At 65.2% G+C, this 15,941-nt stretch carries 14 protein-coding genes and 2 pseudogenes; 10 read left to right on the top strand and 6 right to left on the bottom strand.

Annotated elements, in window-relative coordinates; genetic code table 11:
* Positions 1-161 precede the first annotated feature (161 nt).
* The 3 genes from KY501_RS41640 to KY501_RS41650 all read left to right on the top strand — a co-directional run bounded on the left by KY501_RS41640 (position 162) and on the right by KY501_RS41650 (position 3,370).
* Positions 162-1,226 (top strand): DUF1521 domain-containing protein, encoded by a 1,065-nt coding sequence (locus KY501_RS41640; RefSeq protein ID WP_224369555.1) that lies wholly within the window; start codon positions 162-164, stop codon positions 1,224-1,226.
* A gap of 88 nt (positions 1,227-1,314) precedes the next feature.
* The gene (locus tag KY501_RS41645) at positions 1,315-1,821 is read left to right on the top strand and encodes a tetratricopeptide repeat protein (protein ID WP_224369557.1); all 507 of its coding nucleotides are present in this window, start codon (positions 1,315-1,317) and stop codon (positions 1,819-1,821) included.
* 67 nt (positions 1,822-1,888) lie between these two features.
* On the top strand, positions 1,889-3,370 hold the full coding sequence (locus tag KY501_RS41650) for a hypothetical protein (RefSeq protein ID WP_224369559.1): 1,482 nt from the start codon (positions 1,889-1,891) through the stop codon (positions 3,368-3,370).
* Positions 3,371-3,479: 109 nt separating this feature from the next.
* On the opposite strand, the pseudogene KY501_RS41655 reads toward KY501_RS41650, so the two are convergent.
* A pseudogene (locus KY501_RS41655) lies at positions 3,480-4,027 on the bottom strand (tyrosine-type recombinase/integrase); the annotation flags it as partial.
* A gap of 274 nt (positions 4,028-4,301) precedes the next feature.
* On the opposite strand from KY501_RS41655, the gene KY501_RS41660 reads away from it, so the two are divergent.
* Positions 4,302-7,574 (top strand): choice-of-anchor A family protein, encoded by a 3,273-nt coding sequence (locus KY501_RS41660; protein WP_224369561.1) that lies wholly within the window; start codon positions 4,302-4,304, stop codon positions 7,572-7,574.
* A gap of 173 nt (positions 7,575-7,747) precedes the next feature.
* Here the strand turns inward: KY501_RS41660 and KY501_RS41665 are convergent, their stop codons facing one another.
* Positions 7,748-8,323, bottom strand: coding sequence for a DoxX family protein (locus tag KY501_RS41665; RefSeq protein WP_224369563.1), 576 nt, complete (start codon positions 8,321-8,323; stop codon positions 7,748-7,750).
* Between the two features lie 133 nt (positions 8,324-8,456).
* Between KY501_RS41665 and KY501_RS41670 the strand changes: the two genes are divergently transcribed.
* Together KY501_RS41670 and KY501_RS41675 are read left to right on the top strand one after the other, a co-directional pair.
* Complete coding sequence (locus KY501_RS41670; protein WP_224369565.1) at positions 8,457-8,993, top strand: sigma-70 family RNA polymerase sigma factor; 537 nt, start codon at positions 8,457-8,459, stop codon at positions 8,991-8,993.
* 3 nt (positions 8,994-8,996) lie between these two features.
* Positions 8,997-9,821 (top strand): anti-sigma factor family protein, encoded by an 825-nt coding sequence (locus KY501_RS41675; RefSeq protein ID WP_224369567.1) that lies wholly within the window; start codon positions 8,997-8,999, stop codon positions 9,819-9,821.
* On the opposite strand, the gene KY501_RS41680 is transcribed toward KY501_RS41675, so the two are convergent.
* Entirely contained in the window at positions 9,712-10,290 is a 579-nt protein-coding gene (locus tag KY501_RS41680; protein WP_224369569.1) for a LysR family transcriptional regulator, read from the bottom strand. The genes KY501_RS41675 and KY501_RS41680 overlap by 110 nt on opposite strands.
* A 15-nt stretch (positions 10,291-10,305) precedes the next feature.
* Between KY501_RS41680 and KY501_RS54440 the strand changes: the two are divergent.
* Positions 10,306-10,389 (top strand): annotated as a pseudogene (locus KY501_RS54440) (hypothetical protein); the annotation flags it as partial.
* A 186-nt stretch (positions 10,390-10,575) separates the two neighbouring features.
* Here KY501_RS54440 and KY501_RS41690 read toward each other — a convergent pair.
* On the bottom strand, positions 10,576-11,058 hold the full coding sequence (locus KY501_RS41690; protein ID WP_224369709.1) for a hypothetical protein: 483 nt from the start codon (positions 11,056-11,058) through the stop codon (positions 10,576-10,578).
* Positions 11,059-11,209: 151 nt separating this feature from the next.
* Between KY501_RS41690 and KY501_RS41695 the strand changes: the two genes are divergently transcribed.
* Together KY501_RS41695 and KY501_RS41700 are read left to right on the top strand one after the other, a co-directional pair.
* Positions 11,210-11,869 (top strand): hypothetical protein, encoded by a 660-nt coding sequence (locus KY501_RS41695; RefSeq protein WP_224369572.1) that lies wholly within the window; start codon positions 11,210-11,212, stop codon positions 11,867-11,869.
* 55 nt (positions 11,870-11,924) lie between these two features.
* A complete protein-coding gene (locus KY501_RS41700) occupies positions 11,925-12,584 on the top strand; it encodes a TolB family protein (protein ID WP_224369574.1) in 660 nt (219 codons plus the stop codon).
* 15 nt (positions 12,585-12,599) lie between these two features.
* Here KY501_RS41700 and KY501_RS41705 read toward each other — a convergent pair whose 3' ends face one another.
* Both KY501_RS41705 and KY501_RS41710 read right to left on the bottom strand, forming a co-directional pair.
* Positions 12,600-13,610: a methyltransferase gene (locus tag KY501_RS41705; RefSeq protein WP_224369576.1), complete on the bottom strand. Its 1,011-nt coding sequence runs from the start codon at positions 13,608-13,610 to the stop codon at positions 12,600-12,602.
* A gap of 47 nt (positions 13,611-13,657) precedes the next feature.
* Positions 13,658-14,815, bottom strand: a complete 1,158-nt coding sequence (locus KY501_RS41710; protein ID WP_224369578.1) for a DUF4419 domain-containing protein — start codon at positions 14,813-14,815, stop codon at positions 13,658-13,660.
* 163 nt (positions 14,816-14,978) lie between these two features.
* On the opposite strand from KY501_RS41710, the gene KY501_RS41715 reads away from it, so the two are divergent.
* Positions 14,979-15,866, top strand: a complete 888-nt coding sequence (locus KY501_RS41715) for an ATP-grasp domain-containing protein (RefSeq protein WP_224369580.1) — start codon at positions 14,979-14,981, stop codon at positions 15,864-15,866.
* The last annotated feature ends 75 nt before the right edge of the window (positions 15,867-15,941 follow it).

Genomic DNA, 15,941 nt, shown 5'->3' on the forward strand with positions numbered 1-15,941 from the left:
CACATCGGTCAACCGACGTACGCACCGAAACCTTCGAAATAACGTTCGGATAATCCTTTCAAATGCTCTGGCAGGGCAGGCACCTCGGCACTCGGACGCGAGCGCGCGCTGGATGCAGTGAGAGTCGCCTCCCGCCAGATCCCACCAAAGGAGCTAGTTCCATGAACGCCACCAAGTCGCTGGGTCTGTCCAACAACGTGCACTGCTGGGGAGGAGCCGGGCAGAAGCAGGGGCTGAACGCCGCCGAGAAGCAGTTGGTGAAGGCCGCCGTGCAGACGGTCACAGCCGCCACCAAGCTGGTCACTGCGGAGCTCAACCTGTTGGCGAAGACCACGGGCGCGCAGTCGGGTGCCCACTGCGGCTGCGATGACGTCTCCAGCCCGAGCACGCCCTCGGCTCCCTCCCCCGGCGACTCCAGCCACCCCGCTGGCAGCCTGAAGACGGACGACAAGGGCGTGGTCACCACCCCGGGCGGCTACAAGATCGAGGCGACCGAGCAGTTCAACTGGAAGATCACCGGTCCGGACGGCAAGGAGACCAAGATCTGGGGCGACCCGCACGTGTCCGAGGGCGACGGCGGCGAGTGGCAGTTCAAGCGCGACAGCACCTTCGTGCTCGGCGACGGCACGCGCATCAACGTCAGCTGCAAGCCGTACGGCAACGGCGCGACGGTGACGGGCAACCTGGACATCATCTCGGGCAATGACCGCGTGCAGATCACCGACATCGACCAGGGCAAGGGCAAGACGGGGAAGGTGACGCAGGACGGCTTCCAGCACGTCAACGACTTCGGCGGCAAGGACGTGTTCGTGATGGGCAAGGAGACGGATGACTGGTCCTTCACCGGCAAAGAGGTTGTCGGCAGCGAGAACCAGGGCGAGACGTTCAAGCTGGGCAACGAGCTGGCTGCGGGCGGCTCCAAGCCGACCGAGAAGCCCACCACCAAGCCGACCGACACGCTCAAGCAGTTCGCCGAGCTGTTCCGCTCGCTGTCCTCGGTGTTCGACGTGCTCAAGGGCCTGGGCTCATTGCTCAACAATCGCAGCAGCCAGAACACCGGCATCGTGCCCCAGCAGCAGAAGAGCTCCGAGCCAGTGGAGGACCGCCGCCGCAACGTGCTGCAGCGCTCCTTCGAGCAGATCGGCCGCATGCTGGACACGGTGGCGCGCTTCCAGAAGCTGAGCCACGCCATCGAGGCCAGCCGCAACCAGCGCTTCGTGGCCTGAGAGGCGTAGCGCATCGAATCGCATGAGGTTGGGAGGTGGGCGACTTGGAGAGCCCACCTCCCTCTCACCGTCTCTGCTGGAGGCAGCCGTGAGCACCCAACTGCAGGCCAAGGTTTCCGTGTCGAAGAAGGACGTTCCCCCCGAGCTGGCGCAGAAGCTGTTCCTGGGAGAAATCACCCCCGGGCAGTTCCTGGGCATGTCCACCGAGCGGCTGTACAAGCTGGCGGGGATGGGCCACGAGATGTTCAAGTCGGGCCAGCTCCAAGGCGCGCGAGACGTGTTCGAGGGGCTGGTGGCTGCTTCGCCCTACGACAGCGTCTTCCACTGTCACCTGGCGGCAACCTACGCGCGGCTGGAGCGTTTCGAGGAGGCGAAGGCTTCCTATACGCGCTCGCTCGAGCTCAACATCGCCAACGTGGATGCGCTGGTGGGACGCAGCGAGCTGTACCTGCGGGAGCGGCAGCTGGCTGAGGCGCTCCAGGACATCCAGCAGGCCCTGAAGCTGGATCCCCAGGCTACCCGAGACACCACGAAGCGGGCCCGTGCCACGTTGCAGATGCTCCAGAAGATGGCCGAGGGCGGCAAGGCGGCGTAGTCCCGGCGAATGGTGCGAGGCCATCGGCCCGGGTTTTGCGAAGGAGCCCCCGTGAGGGAGAAACGGAATGGGCATTCGCAGAGGCGTGGCGGGGGCAGGACTCGCGATCATTTCATGGCTGGCGGTGGGTTGTGATGACCGGAGCAGGACAGTCGACCCGCCGGTGAATGAGGGAACAGGTCCCACGGATGGAAACGAAGTTCCCTCGGAGACCCCTCCTGTTCCCCCAGAGGATGCGGGTACTTCACCTGGCTCCCCATCGGACGGGGGAGTAGGGACTCCCGATGCTGGCACGCCGGACGCGGGGACACCGGACGCGGGCATGCCGCCGGATCCGGGGCCATGGCCCGTGGAAGCGATGATCAACTACACGCAGTCCTTCGGGGTCGGCACACCGCAGAGCGTGGGGCTCGATGAAGGGCTGAACATGTGGTTGCTCGATGGCAACCGCATCGGCGTGCTGCGTCCGGGGGATACGGCTCCGACGTGGACCACGGGCGTGGGTCAGGCGCGCCAACCGTTCGGGAGGGATTCGCTGGCCATCGGCTCGACGGTCATCTGCGGCGGTGAAGCCGGGCGTGCGTACGTGGGGTATCGCGCCGCGGAGATGCAGCGGGCGGAGGGGATTACGCAGCGCACGTACATCCCTGGTCCCGGCGAGGCGAACTACTCGCCCGAGCGCTACGCCGAGTATCAGAAGGGAGATCTCGACGCGGTCCGCCTCCAACCGGATGGCACCGTCACGCTCGAGGAGCACATCTGGCGCACCACGGGCGCATCGAACGCGGGCAAGCAGATAGGCATCCACAACACGAACGACTTCCACTACGAGGAGGATCGCAGCATCCTCAACTGCGCGCGGGTGACGCGCGGCGCGAATCGCGGGGACCTCTACGTCACGACGAACCACGGTGTGACGCGCATCCAGGGGCTCACGTACAACAGCCACCGTCACCCGGGGTGGTACCTCATCACCGAGAATCCGGACGGGACGAGGGACGAGTCGCTCCAGTGCCCACCGATGTATGGGCTGGGCATCGCGCCGAACGGAGATGTGCTCGTGGCGAACGAGCAGATGCTCGGAGTGCTCATCCCGAGTGGGAACCTCGCGGAGTGGGACCGGGAGTACACGTGGACGGGCCCGACGCCCTGGCGGTTCAAGAGCTTCAACGAGGTGCTCAACAGTCAGGCGTCGGATGACTACTGGCGTGCGTTCGAGCAGAGCACGACGGGCCGCTACTACCTGGGGAGCGCGGAGTTCGGCGTGTGGGGGATGACGCCGAAGTCCCGCTCCTCAGGTAGTTGGTCGAAGCTGGCGGGACTGCCGACGGATCGGATCCTCGCGCTCAAGGCGACGGACGATGGTGCGCTCTACATCGGCACGAATGGCGCGGGTCTGTGGCGGCTGGAGTCGGACGGTCGGACGCTGAGCCAGGTGACGCAGGTGCCCGGGCAGCGCGTCCTGCAACTCGTCTACGAGCCCACCGTGACACCGAGCATGTTGCTTGTGCTCACCGAGCAGGGGCTGACCGTGCTCCGAGGGCCGTAGCAGGACTCCGTCACTGAGCTGCGCGGGCCAGGAGATGGCACAGGGCGGCGGGCTCGATTCCCGCCGCCTCCATCCCGAGAAGCCCAGCAATCTTAACGGGTTGCTGGGTTTTTATGACCTTGAGAGCAACGCCCCGCATCGCTAGGTGTGCCGTAGGTCGTGCCAGACGATGAAATCCTCCGGGCGGCTGACTCCAGCCCTACGCAGCGCCCGCAGGAGCGGGAACTTGGTCATCCCAGCGGTGAGCGGGCGACCGTCCGGCAGGCAGAACACGTAAACGCCGCACAGGTGGCGGTGTCCCTTGAGTGCCTCCACGGAGTCCGATCAGCTCCCCAAGCCGCAGCCCCGTCCTGAGCGCCACGAGGATCAACGTCCGCCACTCAGGCTCAGCGGCGTTGATCAGGCGCTCGGCTTCCTCGAAGGAGAGGAAGTCAAAGGCGGGCTTGTCCTCTTGAACAGTTTGACGCGCGGGACGTGTTGGAGCACGCCCTGTTCCTGGGCCAGTGACAGCAACTTGTGCAGCACGGTCAGGACGCTGTTGATGGACTTGCGTGAGAGCAACTTCACCCCACCGGGGCCCTTGCGCTTGAGGAGGGTCGCCCGTGTGGGGGCTTCCTTCCGTGCTCGCGCACCCGAGAACTTCTTACGCATGAACGCTGTTGCGCATGTGCCTGATTCTCGGCAGCGGCCCCCATGAACTGATGGGGTTTGCCGAGGTGGAGCCGGGGCAGAGCGCCCCCGGGGCAAACACGGTGCCCCCCGGCCTGAGTGACACGCCCAAGTGCTCCGCAATCGCTCTCACCCCTCCTGCTCCCTTCACGTCCGCCAACACCCTGAAGCCTGCCTCTGGAGGAGGATATTTTGCCTATCCTCTCCTTCCGTACTCTGCTCTTCCCTGGACCTCTGCCAGTGACTTCTTCCAGGGAAGATCATGAAACGTGCCTGCCTCTCGTGGAGCCTGCTCGCTGTTGCTGTCTGCTCTCTCGCCTGTGAAGGCACGCGCGAAGAGCCGGTGACGGAAAGGCAGACGGCAGCCGGGTCCCGTCTCGTGGATGAGGGACACACTCCTTCCTTCATGGCGCTCGACGGAGGGGGTGTCCAGCTGAGCACGAACCTCATCCGGGGGACGGTCCGGTTGACCAATCAGAACCCCCTGATTGCCACCCTCCTGGCGGGGGATCCGTGGCACTCCGGTTCTGTCTCCCTTCAGAGCACTCGCCCGACAGGCTATGTCGCGTCCAGCTCCGACGTCACCTTCACCAGCCCCGGCGAGTTCTCCTTCGAGATGCTCGTGGAGGCAGGGGCGGGAGGGGATGACGGAGTGGCCTACGACATCAAGGCCTATCGAGGGAGCACGAGCTTCCAGAGCAACCTGTTTCCGATCTACCGGGACGCGGTGGTCAAGCGGCCGGAGCTCCAACCCCAGCCTACCGAAGTCACGATGGAGAGATGCATTGGTGTCGTTCAGTTCCAGGCCGGAACGGATGCGACCTGCACCACTCCGGCGAGGCTGACGGGCTTGTCCACAAGTGGCGCCTTCGACGTCTACACCAGCCAGGACCGCTATATCGGCTACGTCCCCGCAGGCTTCCACGAGACTGTCACCGTCAACTATGGCGTCGCGACGAGCTCGGGCACGGTCTCGGGCTCCCAGCAAGTCTCGGTGAGCGCGGGCTGCGATGAGATCGTCTCGGTGTGTCTGCCCACCCCGCAGCCGCCGCCCCCCTCGGGGTATGGCGCTGTCGCGGGTCCTTGGGAGATCCTGGGAGAGCCGGCCTCCTTGTCTGGAAGGGTCTGGGCCTTCGGTGGGCCTGAGGGGAGAACCTGGTCCAGCCTGACCCGCGCTCCTTCTTCTCCAGAGAACAGCCCGAGCACATGGTGGAAGGTCTCGAACCTCCCTGCGAGCAGAACAGGAGGATATCAATTCGAATACAGCTTGAACATCGCGGCCAACCTTCGCTCGGGTCGGGAGCTCACCGATCTGACATCTCCCTATCTCTGGGGTAAGGCCGTGATTGTGTCTGATCAGACCACGGTCGTCACCCAGGAGATCAATGGAGGGGTCCGGCATCCCTTTGTCATGCGGCCGTCCTACTTCCACGGCAAGGTCCGCCTCGCTGATCCGTATGTCGCCCTCCATCCCGGCGCACAGAGCTCTCTGGCGTCCCTGCTCTTCGCCTCTGATCAGGACGCGAATGCCGACGGAGCTCCCGATCTCGCCATTGCCAATGGGACCTGCATCAGCGCCGCGTCGGAGCGTGACTACGGGAAGAGCGCTGTCGGGCTCCTGAAGAGATACGCTCCGGAGCTCGGAGAGCTCTCGACGGACTATGAGCTGGTGCTCGCTAGTCCCTATGACGTTCCCCGGGGCTGGATCCAGGACTTTCTTCAACTGCGGCTGTGGTCCGAGCCCCTGGTCGCCAGTGCCTTCAAGACGCGCCCGGGGATGTATGACCCGGCTCGCTTCGTGAGTGGAACCCTGCAGCTGAGCCAGGCTCAGAACATCAAGCTCCTGGGGCCCTTGGAGCGCTACCGGGTGGATCATCAATATTGCTTCAACGAGCTCGAGATCAAATACTGGACGTCGCTCGGGCGCTTCTACAACCCGCGCACGACGGTGCAGGGTAACTTCACGGGCACGGACTGGCTGGGTCACTCGGCCAGCTACAAGGCGGCCGGTGAGTTCCAGGGGATGCCCGCCGTCCTGGGCTATCCTTCCCAGCCCTCCTATGCGCAGCCCAGCGGCACCACGCGAATGAGCCTGCCGCAGGGGACGTTCACGCTGTCCCCGAGCGCGACCATGGTGAACGACTCGGGCCAGGAGAACACCGCAAGCTTTGCGCCCATCTCGTTGACCCTGGGGTGCGGTCAGCGGCTCAAGGTCGTCCCCCCGCTCACGGTGTCGATCAACCCCATCGCCGGATGCGCGCCCTCCGCCGCCGCGAGCGTCACGGGCACCGTGAAAAGCACAGGGGCTGGAGTGGATCGGGTCTGGTACACCCTGAACGATGGCGAAGAAGTCACGCTCTGCACCCAGTGCGGAATCGACCCCTCCTTCTCCTTCTCCTTCCCGCTTCAGGCCTGCGTGAATGACATCAAGGTCTTCGCCTTCAGCGCGGGGATGCCTGAGCCGTCCATCGGATATCAGCAGACCGTCTGGGACGATCCCGTGGATGGTCCCAGCTGCGCGGATTCCTCCTGCGCCAACCGGCCGCCGGTGGCTCGCTGCAAGGACGTGACGCTGCCGCTGGCGCTGTGCAGTGCCGAGGGGACGCCCGTCAATGATGGCTCGTACGAGCCTGACACAGGGGACACGCTCTCGTGTGTTCAGACTCCAGGAGGCTCCTACGGAGAGGGGCCGCACCAGGTGACGCTGACGTGCACGGATCGCGCGGGACTCTCCTCGTCCTGTGCGGCGACCGTCACCTGCTCCTCCGCTCCCTCCTGCCTCGAAGTCCGTCTGAGCGATTACAACCTCTTCCTGCTCGGTGACTACACTGGCGGACATGACGTGGCAGGCAAGGTGGCCGCTGGCGGCAACATCACCCTGACTGACTTCGCGGTGGGCTCGGGGCTTTCCGTGGATGACGCTGCTCGGGTCCTGGTGGCTGGCGGTGACCTGAAGCTCTCTCGAGGGGCTGTCTTTGGCGATGCATGGCACGGCGGCAGCTATAGCGCTGACCCGTCCGTGATCTTCCCCCGTGGCGCTGCCTCCCAAGGAATGCCCATCGACTTTCCGGCCCGAGGTGCCGCGCTGCGAGCCCTGTCCGCTCGACTGGACGGGCTGACGGCCAATGGGACGACCGTGTTCGAGCCCTGGGGCGGCATCATGCTGAGCGGCACGTCCTCCAAGGCGAACGTCTTCGACGTGGCCGCCAGTCGCTTCTCCGGCGCCAAGCTGCTGTCCATCAATGCTCCGGCGGGCTCTCTCGTGGTGCTCAACATCCACGGCAGCGAGGCCCTGTTCACCGGCTTTGGCCACTCATTCGGTGGAGGCATCGACCAGCACGGGATTCTCTATAACTTCGTGGATGCCACGGCTATTCACGCGCACGGCTATGGGTTCTGGGGAACGGTGCTTGCTCCCTATGCCCACCTCGACTTCAGCGATGGGAGCTGGGATGGCGGTATCTATGCTCGGTCCCTGTCTGGCAATGCCGAGGGCCATCTCAACATGCTGAGCGACTACGACATCTGCCCGTAGCCTGCCTCCACAGCCAGGGCTCGTGAACATCTCCTGCGCAAAGCTGTGACGCTGCAACCCAGCCCCATCCAGTCCAGCCTTGCGCCCCTTCGTCGGCTCCTACACCCTCCCCGCCTCAGGCGGCGCGCTCACTCTCCCCACACACGGCTCCACATGCCTGACGGGATGGAGCTTCAGGCCTGGCCTGTGACGCTGGGGCCACTGGGGAGGCGAGGTTCTGGCTCGCCGCGCGCGCGCGCTGCGGAGGCTCTGCGCACGCCCCGGCGCGCGGAGCGGAGCCAGGCGTCCAAGGACCAGAGCCCCGGCCCTGCCATCGTCAGGAACATCGAGGTCATCAACTGCGCGTAGTCCGAGCGTGTCTCGTGCATGACCGCCCAGAAGCCCGTCTGAGGAGGGGAGGGCGGTAGGGGCAAGGGCGAGTTCCCCAGGTACAGAGACACCTTCGTGGTGAGGATGGCCACCAGCATCTCCGCGATGAACGCCAGCGCCACTGGCCGTGTCAAGAGCCCGAGGATCAGGAGCGCGCCGCCGATGATCTCGAAGCCTCCAACGAAGGTGGCCGTGGCCTCGGGGAAGGGGAAGCCCAGCTTGGTGAAGCGCCCTACGCCTTGGTTGGTGTAGACGAACTTGAGGATGCCCTCGGAGAGGAAGACGCCTCCCACCATGAGCCGGATGAGGAGGATGGCGCGGTGACCCCCGAGGGGGGGACGAAACAACCAGTTCTTGATGCGGTGGACGGTGTTCATCATGTGTGTGTGACCTCCGCCGCCCTAACGTGGCACCCCTCCGGACCGTTCCATTCTTTTTCTCGTGATGGGAGTGGAACGATTCGCCAGGGCTCGCCGTTGAGCCGAGGAAGGCACTCAATGGTATGCAGCCGTGATGCACGCTTCGGACGGAACCGGGCGCAAGAGGGTCGCCGAGCAGGCGTTGGCGCACGCCGACGCGCTGTACCAGTTCGCTCGCTACCTCACGGGCAACGACGCCGACGCCTCCGATCTCGTCCAGGAGGGCTTTGCCCGCGCGCTCGCCGGCTCCGGGCGCTTCACTCCTGGCACTCAGTTCAAGGCGTGGATGTTCACCATCCTGCGGCACGCGTTCATTGATCTCTGGAGGAGGCAGCGCCATGAGGCGCGAGGCGCTGAGCTGCCAGAGGGACTCCCCGCGGAGCCCCCTCAGCCGGCGCCGCTCCGGGGTGACCCGGGACTTGAGCCCCTGCGCCACATCGTGGGGAGCGAGATCGAGGCGGCCCTGATGGCGCTCGGAGAGGAGGCTCGCTCGGTCATCCTGCTGGATCTGGAGGGCTTCACCGAGACGGAGATCGCCGAGATCATGACGTGCGCCGTAGGGACGGTGAAGTCGAGGCTCTCCCGAGCGCGGGCGGCCTTGCGCGAGCAACTACGAGACTACGAGAGGTAGCCCATGGAATGCACCCAGGCGCGCGAGTCCCTCATGGATCTTCACCGCGGCAGGCTCGAGCCCGCCCAGCGGGCACAGCTCGAGGCCCATCTGGCCGAGTGCGCGGCCTGTCGCCAGGCCTCGGCGGAGGAGCAGGCCCTCTCGGAGCTGCTCACCTCCCGCTTGCCCAAACACCCGATGCCCTCTGCGCTGAGGGAGCGGCTGGGCGCCCTGGCCGCCGGTGAGGCAGAGCGCTCCCCGGCGCGAGACGAGCCCCGGCGGCGCCCTGCGCGCAGGCGAGGCCCCCTCGGTCTGGCGGCCCTCGCCGGGCTCGCTGCGGGCATGCTGCTGATGTTTGGGCTCACGAGCTGGCGCGGGAGCGGGCCGGGCTCTTCGCCGGGCGATGAGCTCCAGCGTGAGGCCGTCAATGACCACCTGCGGTTGCTCTTCAGCGAGCACCCGGTCGAGATCGCCAGTGGGGGCATGCACCAGGTGAAGCCGTGGTTCGAGGGCCGCCTGGACTTCGCCCCCGTGCTTGGGTTCATGGGGGACGAGGAGTTCCCGCTCGAGGGTGGAGCAGTGGGCTACTTCATTGACCGCAAGGCGGCGGTCTTTGTCTTCAAGCGTCGGCTCCACAAGATCAGCCTGTTCGTGTTCCAGGACTCGGGGCTGTCCTGGCCTCGGCAGGCGGAGGCGGCTTCGGGCCTCGGGCAGAGCCAGGTGGTGACGATCCGAGGGTTCAACGTATTGATGTGGAGGCGCTCCGGTCTGGGCTACGCCCTGGTCTCGGATCTGGCCTCGGACGAGCTGGCGGAGCTGGGGCGTCGGCTGGCCGCGACGACCCCGTGAGGGAGAGGATGACCCACTCGCGGCGCGCGGTGTGGAGATCAAACCGTGCGCCCTCGCGGGTCACGCCCTCCAAGAGCCCCAGCGCGGCCTCGAGCTGCGGCTGCAAGGCCAGCGCGCGTGGCGTGGGGGAGAGCCCGCGCCGGGTGCGCACCACCAAGGGATCGCCCAGCACTCGCCGTGGCCGCGCCAGCGCGTTGGACACTGCGGACTGGGTGACGTGCAGCCGGGCCGCGGCTCGGGTGGCGCTGCGCTCGGCGAGCACCGCGTGCAGCACCACGAAGAGGTTCAAATCGATGGCCGAGAGATTCATAGGCGTGATGATAGCCATGATGAACCATGATTCGCTCAAATGATGGTCCGGCCGCATGGTTCCCTTGGTGAACAGCGAGGAGGCCGTGATGCCGACGAAGAAGATCTTGGTGACGGGAGCGACAGGAACGTAGGTCGTGAAGTGGGGGAGGGCCTTCATGCCCTGGGTGCGCAGGTGCGCGCTCTCTCCCGCGAGCCCGCGAGGCTGAGCGTGCCTGCGGGCGTGGAGGTGACGGCCGGCGATCTCAACGCGCCGGAGACGCTAGGCCCAGCGCTTGAGGGCGTGGGGGCGATGTTCCTCGATGCGCAGGGTGGGGCACTGCCTGCGCTGATGGTGGCGATGCGGTTAGCCGGTAACAGCGCGACCTGCTTGGGGTTTTGCTTCCGCCTTGATGCGGGTTCGAATGCCGCCTCCTCTCCCCTGGAGTGGAACTCCCGCTGCGGCTCACTCTGGGGAAGGGACCTCCTCCGGGGTGGGTGCCTCGGAGGGTGGCTGTACTTCCTCCTCCTGCTCGGGCCCAGGGAAGGTCGAGGCGCCTCCATTGCCGATTCCGCTGGTGTGGAGGGTGAACTCCATGTGCTTGGACAGGCCCAGGTAGAGGGGATGCCGGTAGTCGACGTGGATGAGGACCTTCTGGACTTGGGCGACCTGTTGGCCACCGACCTGGATTCCGCCCAGGGCGCCGGCCTCCGCCGCGCTTACCTCGATGCGCAGGTTCTCCGGCTGGAGATTGATCCCTCGCTGCCTGGCCACCTGCATCAGGTAGCCGGCGATCGTTCCGGCCTTGAGCGAAGTGCCGTGCCGGGAGAGGTTGGGCGCGGCGACCACGTCTTCGCGAAGACCCGCCTCATCCATCGTGGCGCTGATCCAGGGCACGGTCGCCACCACTGCGCCGATCAACACCGCCAGCCATATCAGAGCCTTCATCAGACCTCCCTTGGGGAGCCTGTTCTACCCTAACGCACTCCAGTACCTCCTGTTTTCAAGCACATACATGGAGTGTCAGTCCCGCTCTGTATACCGATGAATCCTCACTCGCATGGAGCGACGGGGGGGATTCGCAGCGGGAGGTCAGCCCATGGGTTACACCGTTGTTGTTCATAATAATCATCTCACCTTCAACGGCATACAGTACTTTCGGGGAGGCTCCGAGTCCGTCTACATCGGCGCCTACGGAGAGAAGAAGACGCCTCTGTTCGGGCAGAACTACCTCCAGGTCCAGAGCGACCTCCCCGCTGCGAAGCTCGTGGTCAACTCCGTCACGACCGCGGACATTGACTTCAGCAAGTCGAGCGCTGGGGATGTCAAGCTGGGGCTCACGGTCGCGGGCGGTTACTCCGGCACGGGCGATGTCGCATTCAACGACTTGAAAACAGGCAAGCTCAAGCTCGTGAAGTTCGAGATGCGTCTGGGTGATCTGGCCACCGCTGTCAACGCCCTGCCGGATGTGCTCGCCAACCTGAAGCGCTATGGCAATGACGCTCGCGTGGCCCATCAGATCTTCGTCGCCATGGAGGCCACCATGGCGCATACCTTCACCACCTCCGGGCATCTCACCTTCAACAAGACCGGGGGTAAGCTCCAGGTCTCCGCCAGCGGAGGAGGGACCACTTCGGGAACCACCTCCGTGACGCTCTCTCCTGGCACCACCTACGCCTACCTGCTCGCCAAAGTGGATTGGAACAAGGGCAAGTCGAAGGTGGATCAGTTCAACGACGACCAGTTCGGCCTGGCCTGATCCCCGGGGTTGAAGGGAGCGGGTGAGAGCAGGGAGACAGATAGAAGGAGACGGCATGAAAACATCCTGTACTGCATTGCTCCTGGTCTTCCTGTTCGCGTTGTCCGCTCAGGCCCGCAGCCCCACGGTCACCGAGGAGAAGGGCAACCTCGTGTGGGTGGAATCCAACGGGGCGAAGCGTCAGCTCACCTCCTTGGGACAGGACTCGCAGCCGGCGCTGTCTCCGGATGGCAAGTCGCTCGTCTTTGTTCGCAAGGGCGCGGGCCGCAAGCTGGAGTCCGCCTCGGGCGAGGTCGATGCCAATGAGATCTGGTGGATGGACACGGCAGGCGGCAAGCCACGGCGGCTCGTGCAGTCAGCCGCGAGCGACGATCCGAAGAAGTTCCTGGGAGCGCTTCAGGCGCCGCAGTTCGCGCCCGATGGGAAGACGGTCTTCTTCCTGAGTGCTGCCTGGACCACCTCGAACGCGGTGCACAAGGTGGACGTCGCCACCGGCAAGGTCCAGTTCATCGCCGCGGGCAACACACTGGAGGTCGTTCCTCGGGGCGATCATCGGGGCCGCCTGATCGTCCAGGTTCACAAGTACTTCCTGGGGGGAGGCTCCTATGACTGGTACTGGCTGCTGGAACCGGATGGCCGAGAGGTAGGGGCCATTGGCGAGGACGACAGTGGCTTCCGGGCGCTCTACCTCTCGGAAGAGGCGTCGGCCCCCTGAGAGGGAGAGAGTGGCTCACGCCGCGACGGCTTCGGTGATGCTCATGGCGGTCGGGGTGGGGATGACTCGGGAGAGCCTCAGCCCTGCCTGGGCCAGGAGCTTGTGGAACTCCGCTTCGGTGCGCTCACGTCCCGGCAGCGAAGCCAGCATCATCACGTCGAGCACCTTGCCTCCATGAGGTGCATCGCCTGGAGGGATGACCGTGTCCACGATGAGGACGCGGCCCGTCTCAGCCATGGCGTTCCGGCAGTTGCGCAGGATGTTGACGCAGACCTCATCACTCCAGTCGTGGAGGATGCGTTTCAAGACATACGCATCTGCGCCCACGGGCACGGATTGGAAGAAGTCCCCTGTCACGTGTTCGCAGCGAGCCGAGAGTCCTGCGCTTGTGATTCGTGATTCCGCGAGCACGTGTGCATGATCGAAGAGCACTCCGCGGAGCTTCGGGGTGGACTGGAGTGCCTGGATGAGGAACCCGCCATGCCCTCCTCCCACGTCCACGAGCGTCTGGAATGGGGTGAAGTCGTAGCTGCGCGCGATGGGGCCGTTCTCCAGTTCGGAGAGGCTGGACATGCCGCGATGGAAGGTGGCGCCGGCCGAGGCGTTGCTGGCGAGGTAGTCGAAGAACGGCTTGCCGAAGATGCGGTCGAACGGAGTCCTTCCTGTCCGGACCGTCTCCGCGAGCTCGCCCGTCGGGGCCCAGAAGATTTTCTGGGTGAGCATCAACACGGCATCGCGCAGGGAGCCTGGTACCTGGGAGCGCAGCAATTCCGAGGAGGGCGTGAGGCTGAAGCGTCCTTCGGAGTCCTCGGTGAAGACTCCCGCACTGGCGAGCAGGCGAAGCACACGGAAGAGCGCATCGGCATCGGCCCCGAGTTCCTCCGCGAGGAGGGCAGGGCTCTTCGGTCCCTGCACCAGGCGATCGGCGACGCCGAGTTCGGTCGCCGCGGCAAGCGCGCCCGAGAGGATGAAGCCGAAGCCGAGATCCACGAGGAGCTGCGCGGGGTGGGGCGAAGAGGCGGTCATCTGAGAAACCTCTGGGGGAATGGGGAGGGCCGAGTCTTACCTCATCATCACTCCTTCGGTTCGTGGACGATCGCCCAACCGAACTCGGGAGCCAGTGCCCCTGCGGTATCCTGGCTCACCCCGACGAGACCGGCGACGAAGCGCAGGGGGTGCTTCGATCCATCGCGGAGGTCTGTGAGCAGCACAGGGGCGCTCGCCGTGCCGCTGGGCAATTGGTAAATCGATGGACCCTGGCTGTTGTTCCAGGTGAGCCAGTCGCGTTCCTCAGCAGCCTTGAGGCCTGCCTGCCAGTCGGCGAGGTAGGAATTCCTGACAGGCCTCCGGGTGGCTTTGCGAGAGGCTTCAGCTCTGAAGCGCTTTTCCTCTTCGTTGCTGAGCGTGCGGATTTCCGCGTAGGCGTCGTCTGGCTCCTCATCGCGGACGATTTGGATGAGATAAGGAAACAGGAGCTGAATCCAGCCGGTGAGCTCATTGCCTCCGGAACTGCTCTCGTGGCGGAAGAAGGACTGCCAGAAGGCGCGCTCGGGCTCGCCTTCGACACTGCGCACGATCTGGTCGAGCACAGGCAACAGCGAAGGGGTCCACCACTCCAGGCCCAGCTCCGAGAGCATCGATGCTCTCCTGCGCACCGAGCGCCAGTCGTCGGGTGTGCCCGTGAGGGTGATGCTCGGAATGCCGCACCCGATGGACATCTCGTACTCGAAGTACGGCTGGAATGCGTCCATCAAGGCGACCTCGAAGGAGGCCCGCTCGGTGGGACCGGTGGTGGAGAAGTCGGCCACCACGAGATCGCGCAGCTTTCCCAAGCGGACGGCGATCTGGTCGGAGAATGCAGCGAACACCTCGGGCCAGGGATTCTGCTGGCCCAGCACGAAGTCGCCGCGGGTGACGAGGAGCTTCTCCTTGCCCTGATGGCGCACGAAGCGCTCACGCAGGGATTCGGCGTTCAGCGAGATGTGGTGAGCAAGGCCCTGAACGAGGCAGAACCAGACGGCGTCAGGAGAGAGCACCAACGGACGGTGGTCGTAGAAGGCTCTGTAGGCCGCGTCGGCGAGCGGGTGCACGTCGCGGCAGAGCACCAGTTCGCGGCCGGGCGAGAGCTGCTCCACGGGAGCATGGAGGAGGGACTTGAGCGCCTTCTCGCGGTCGATGACCGGGAGTGGCCTCTCGGCGAGTTCGACTTCACTGACGGGGATCGTTTTCATGGCATCACGGAGCCGTACGTGCTCGCTGCGGCCGAGGTTGCCCCTTCGTCTCATGATTCCGGCCAGGAGCGCAATCCTCTCGCCGACGGATGGTCGATGACTTGCGGAGGTACGGCGCAATCCTCCATATCTGCGCCCCCCCTTTCTCGTGGAGGTCGCGCGGATGCCTCAAACGGAGATTCTCTTTTGCCGCCCCAGGACGCCCCAGGACGCCGAGGACAGGATGGATCTCGAGGCCGAAGCCTCCGAAGAGCTGGGCATTTCTCAGCACGCCATCGTCCTCGAGGACGTCGTCGATGGAGAGTTCGAGCGGGCGCTCGAGCAGCTTCCCCGCCGAGGCCGTCAGCTCCTGTACCGCGGGTGGATGCTCACAGAGGACGAGTACGCCGCACTGCACGAGGCATTGTTGGAGCGGGGCCACTCGCTCCTCGTTTCTCCGGACGAGTACGCGGCGGTCCACTACCTGCCCAACTACCATCCCGAGATCGAGGATCTCACCATGCCCGCGCGCTGGACGTTCGGGACGGACCTCGACGAGGCCTGGGAGGCGGCGCGAGAGCTGGGGCAGGGACCGTGGTTGCTCAAGGACCACGTGAAGTCGGTGAAGGAGCGGTGGCACACCTGCTGCTTCGTGCCACAGGGTGCGTCCCGGGAGCGGTTCTTCGAGACCTGCGAGAACCTCATCGAGGCTCGTGGCGAGCGCTTCGAGCGGGGGCTCGTCATTCGCCCCTACGTGCCCCTTCGGCGCGTCGCTCAGTCCGAAGAGCGCCCGCTCCACTACGAGTTCCGCCTGTTCTTCGCCAGCGGGCGTCTCATCGCCTCCGAGGTCTACGATGATGTGGAGGTGCTGAAGCCAGACCTCTCGCGCTTCGCCTCCCTGGCCCGGCGAGTGGACTCACCGTTCTTCACCGCTGATGTCGCGATGCTCGAGTCCGGCGAATGGGTCGTCGTGGAGCTTGGGGACGGCGGTGTCTCCACGCTGCCTCCACTCATGGACCCACGTGACTTCTATCGCGCTCTCCAACGCTCGGAGCTGTGGGACGAGGGGTGAGCATTCGCTGGAGCAGTCAGAGCCTGGCTGGATCGGGAGTTTCCGAAGCATTGGACTTGGTAAGAGGTCGTGCAC

The sequence above is a fragment of the Hyalangium versicolor genome, assembly GCF_020103695.1.
Lineage (GTDB): Bacteria > Myxococcota > Myxococcia > Myxococcales > Myxococcaceae > Hyalangium > Hyalangium versicolor.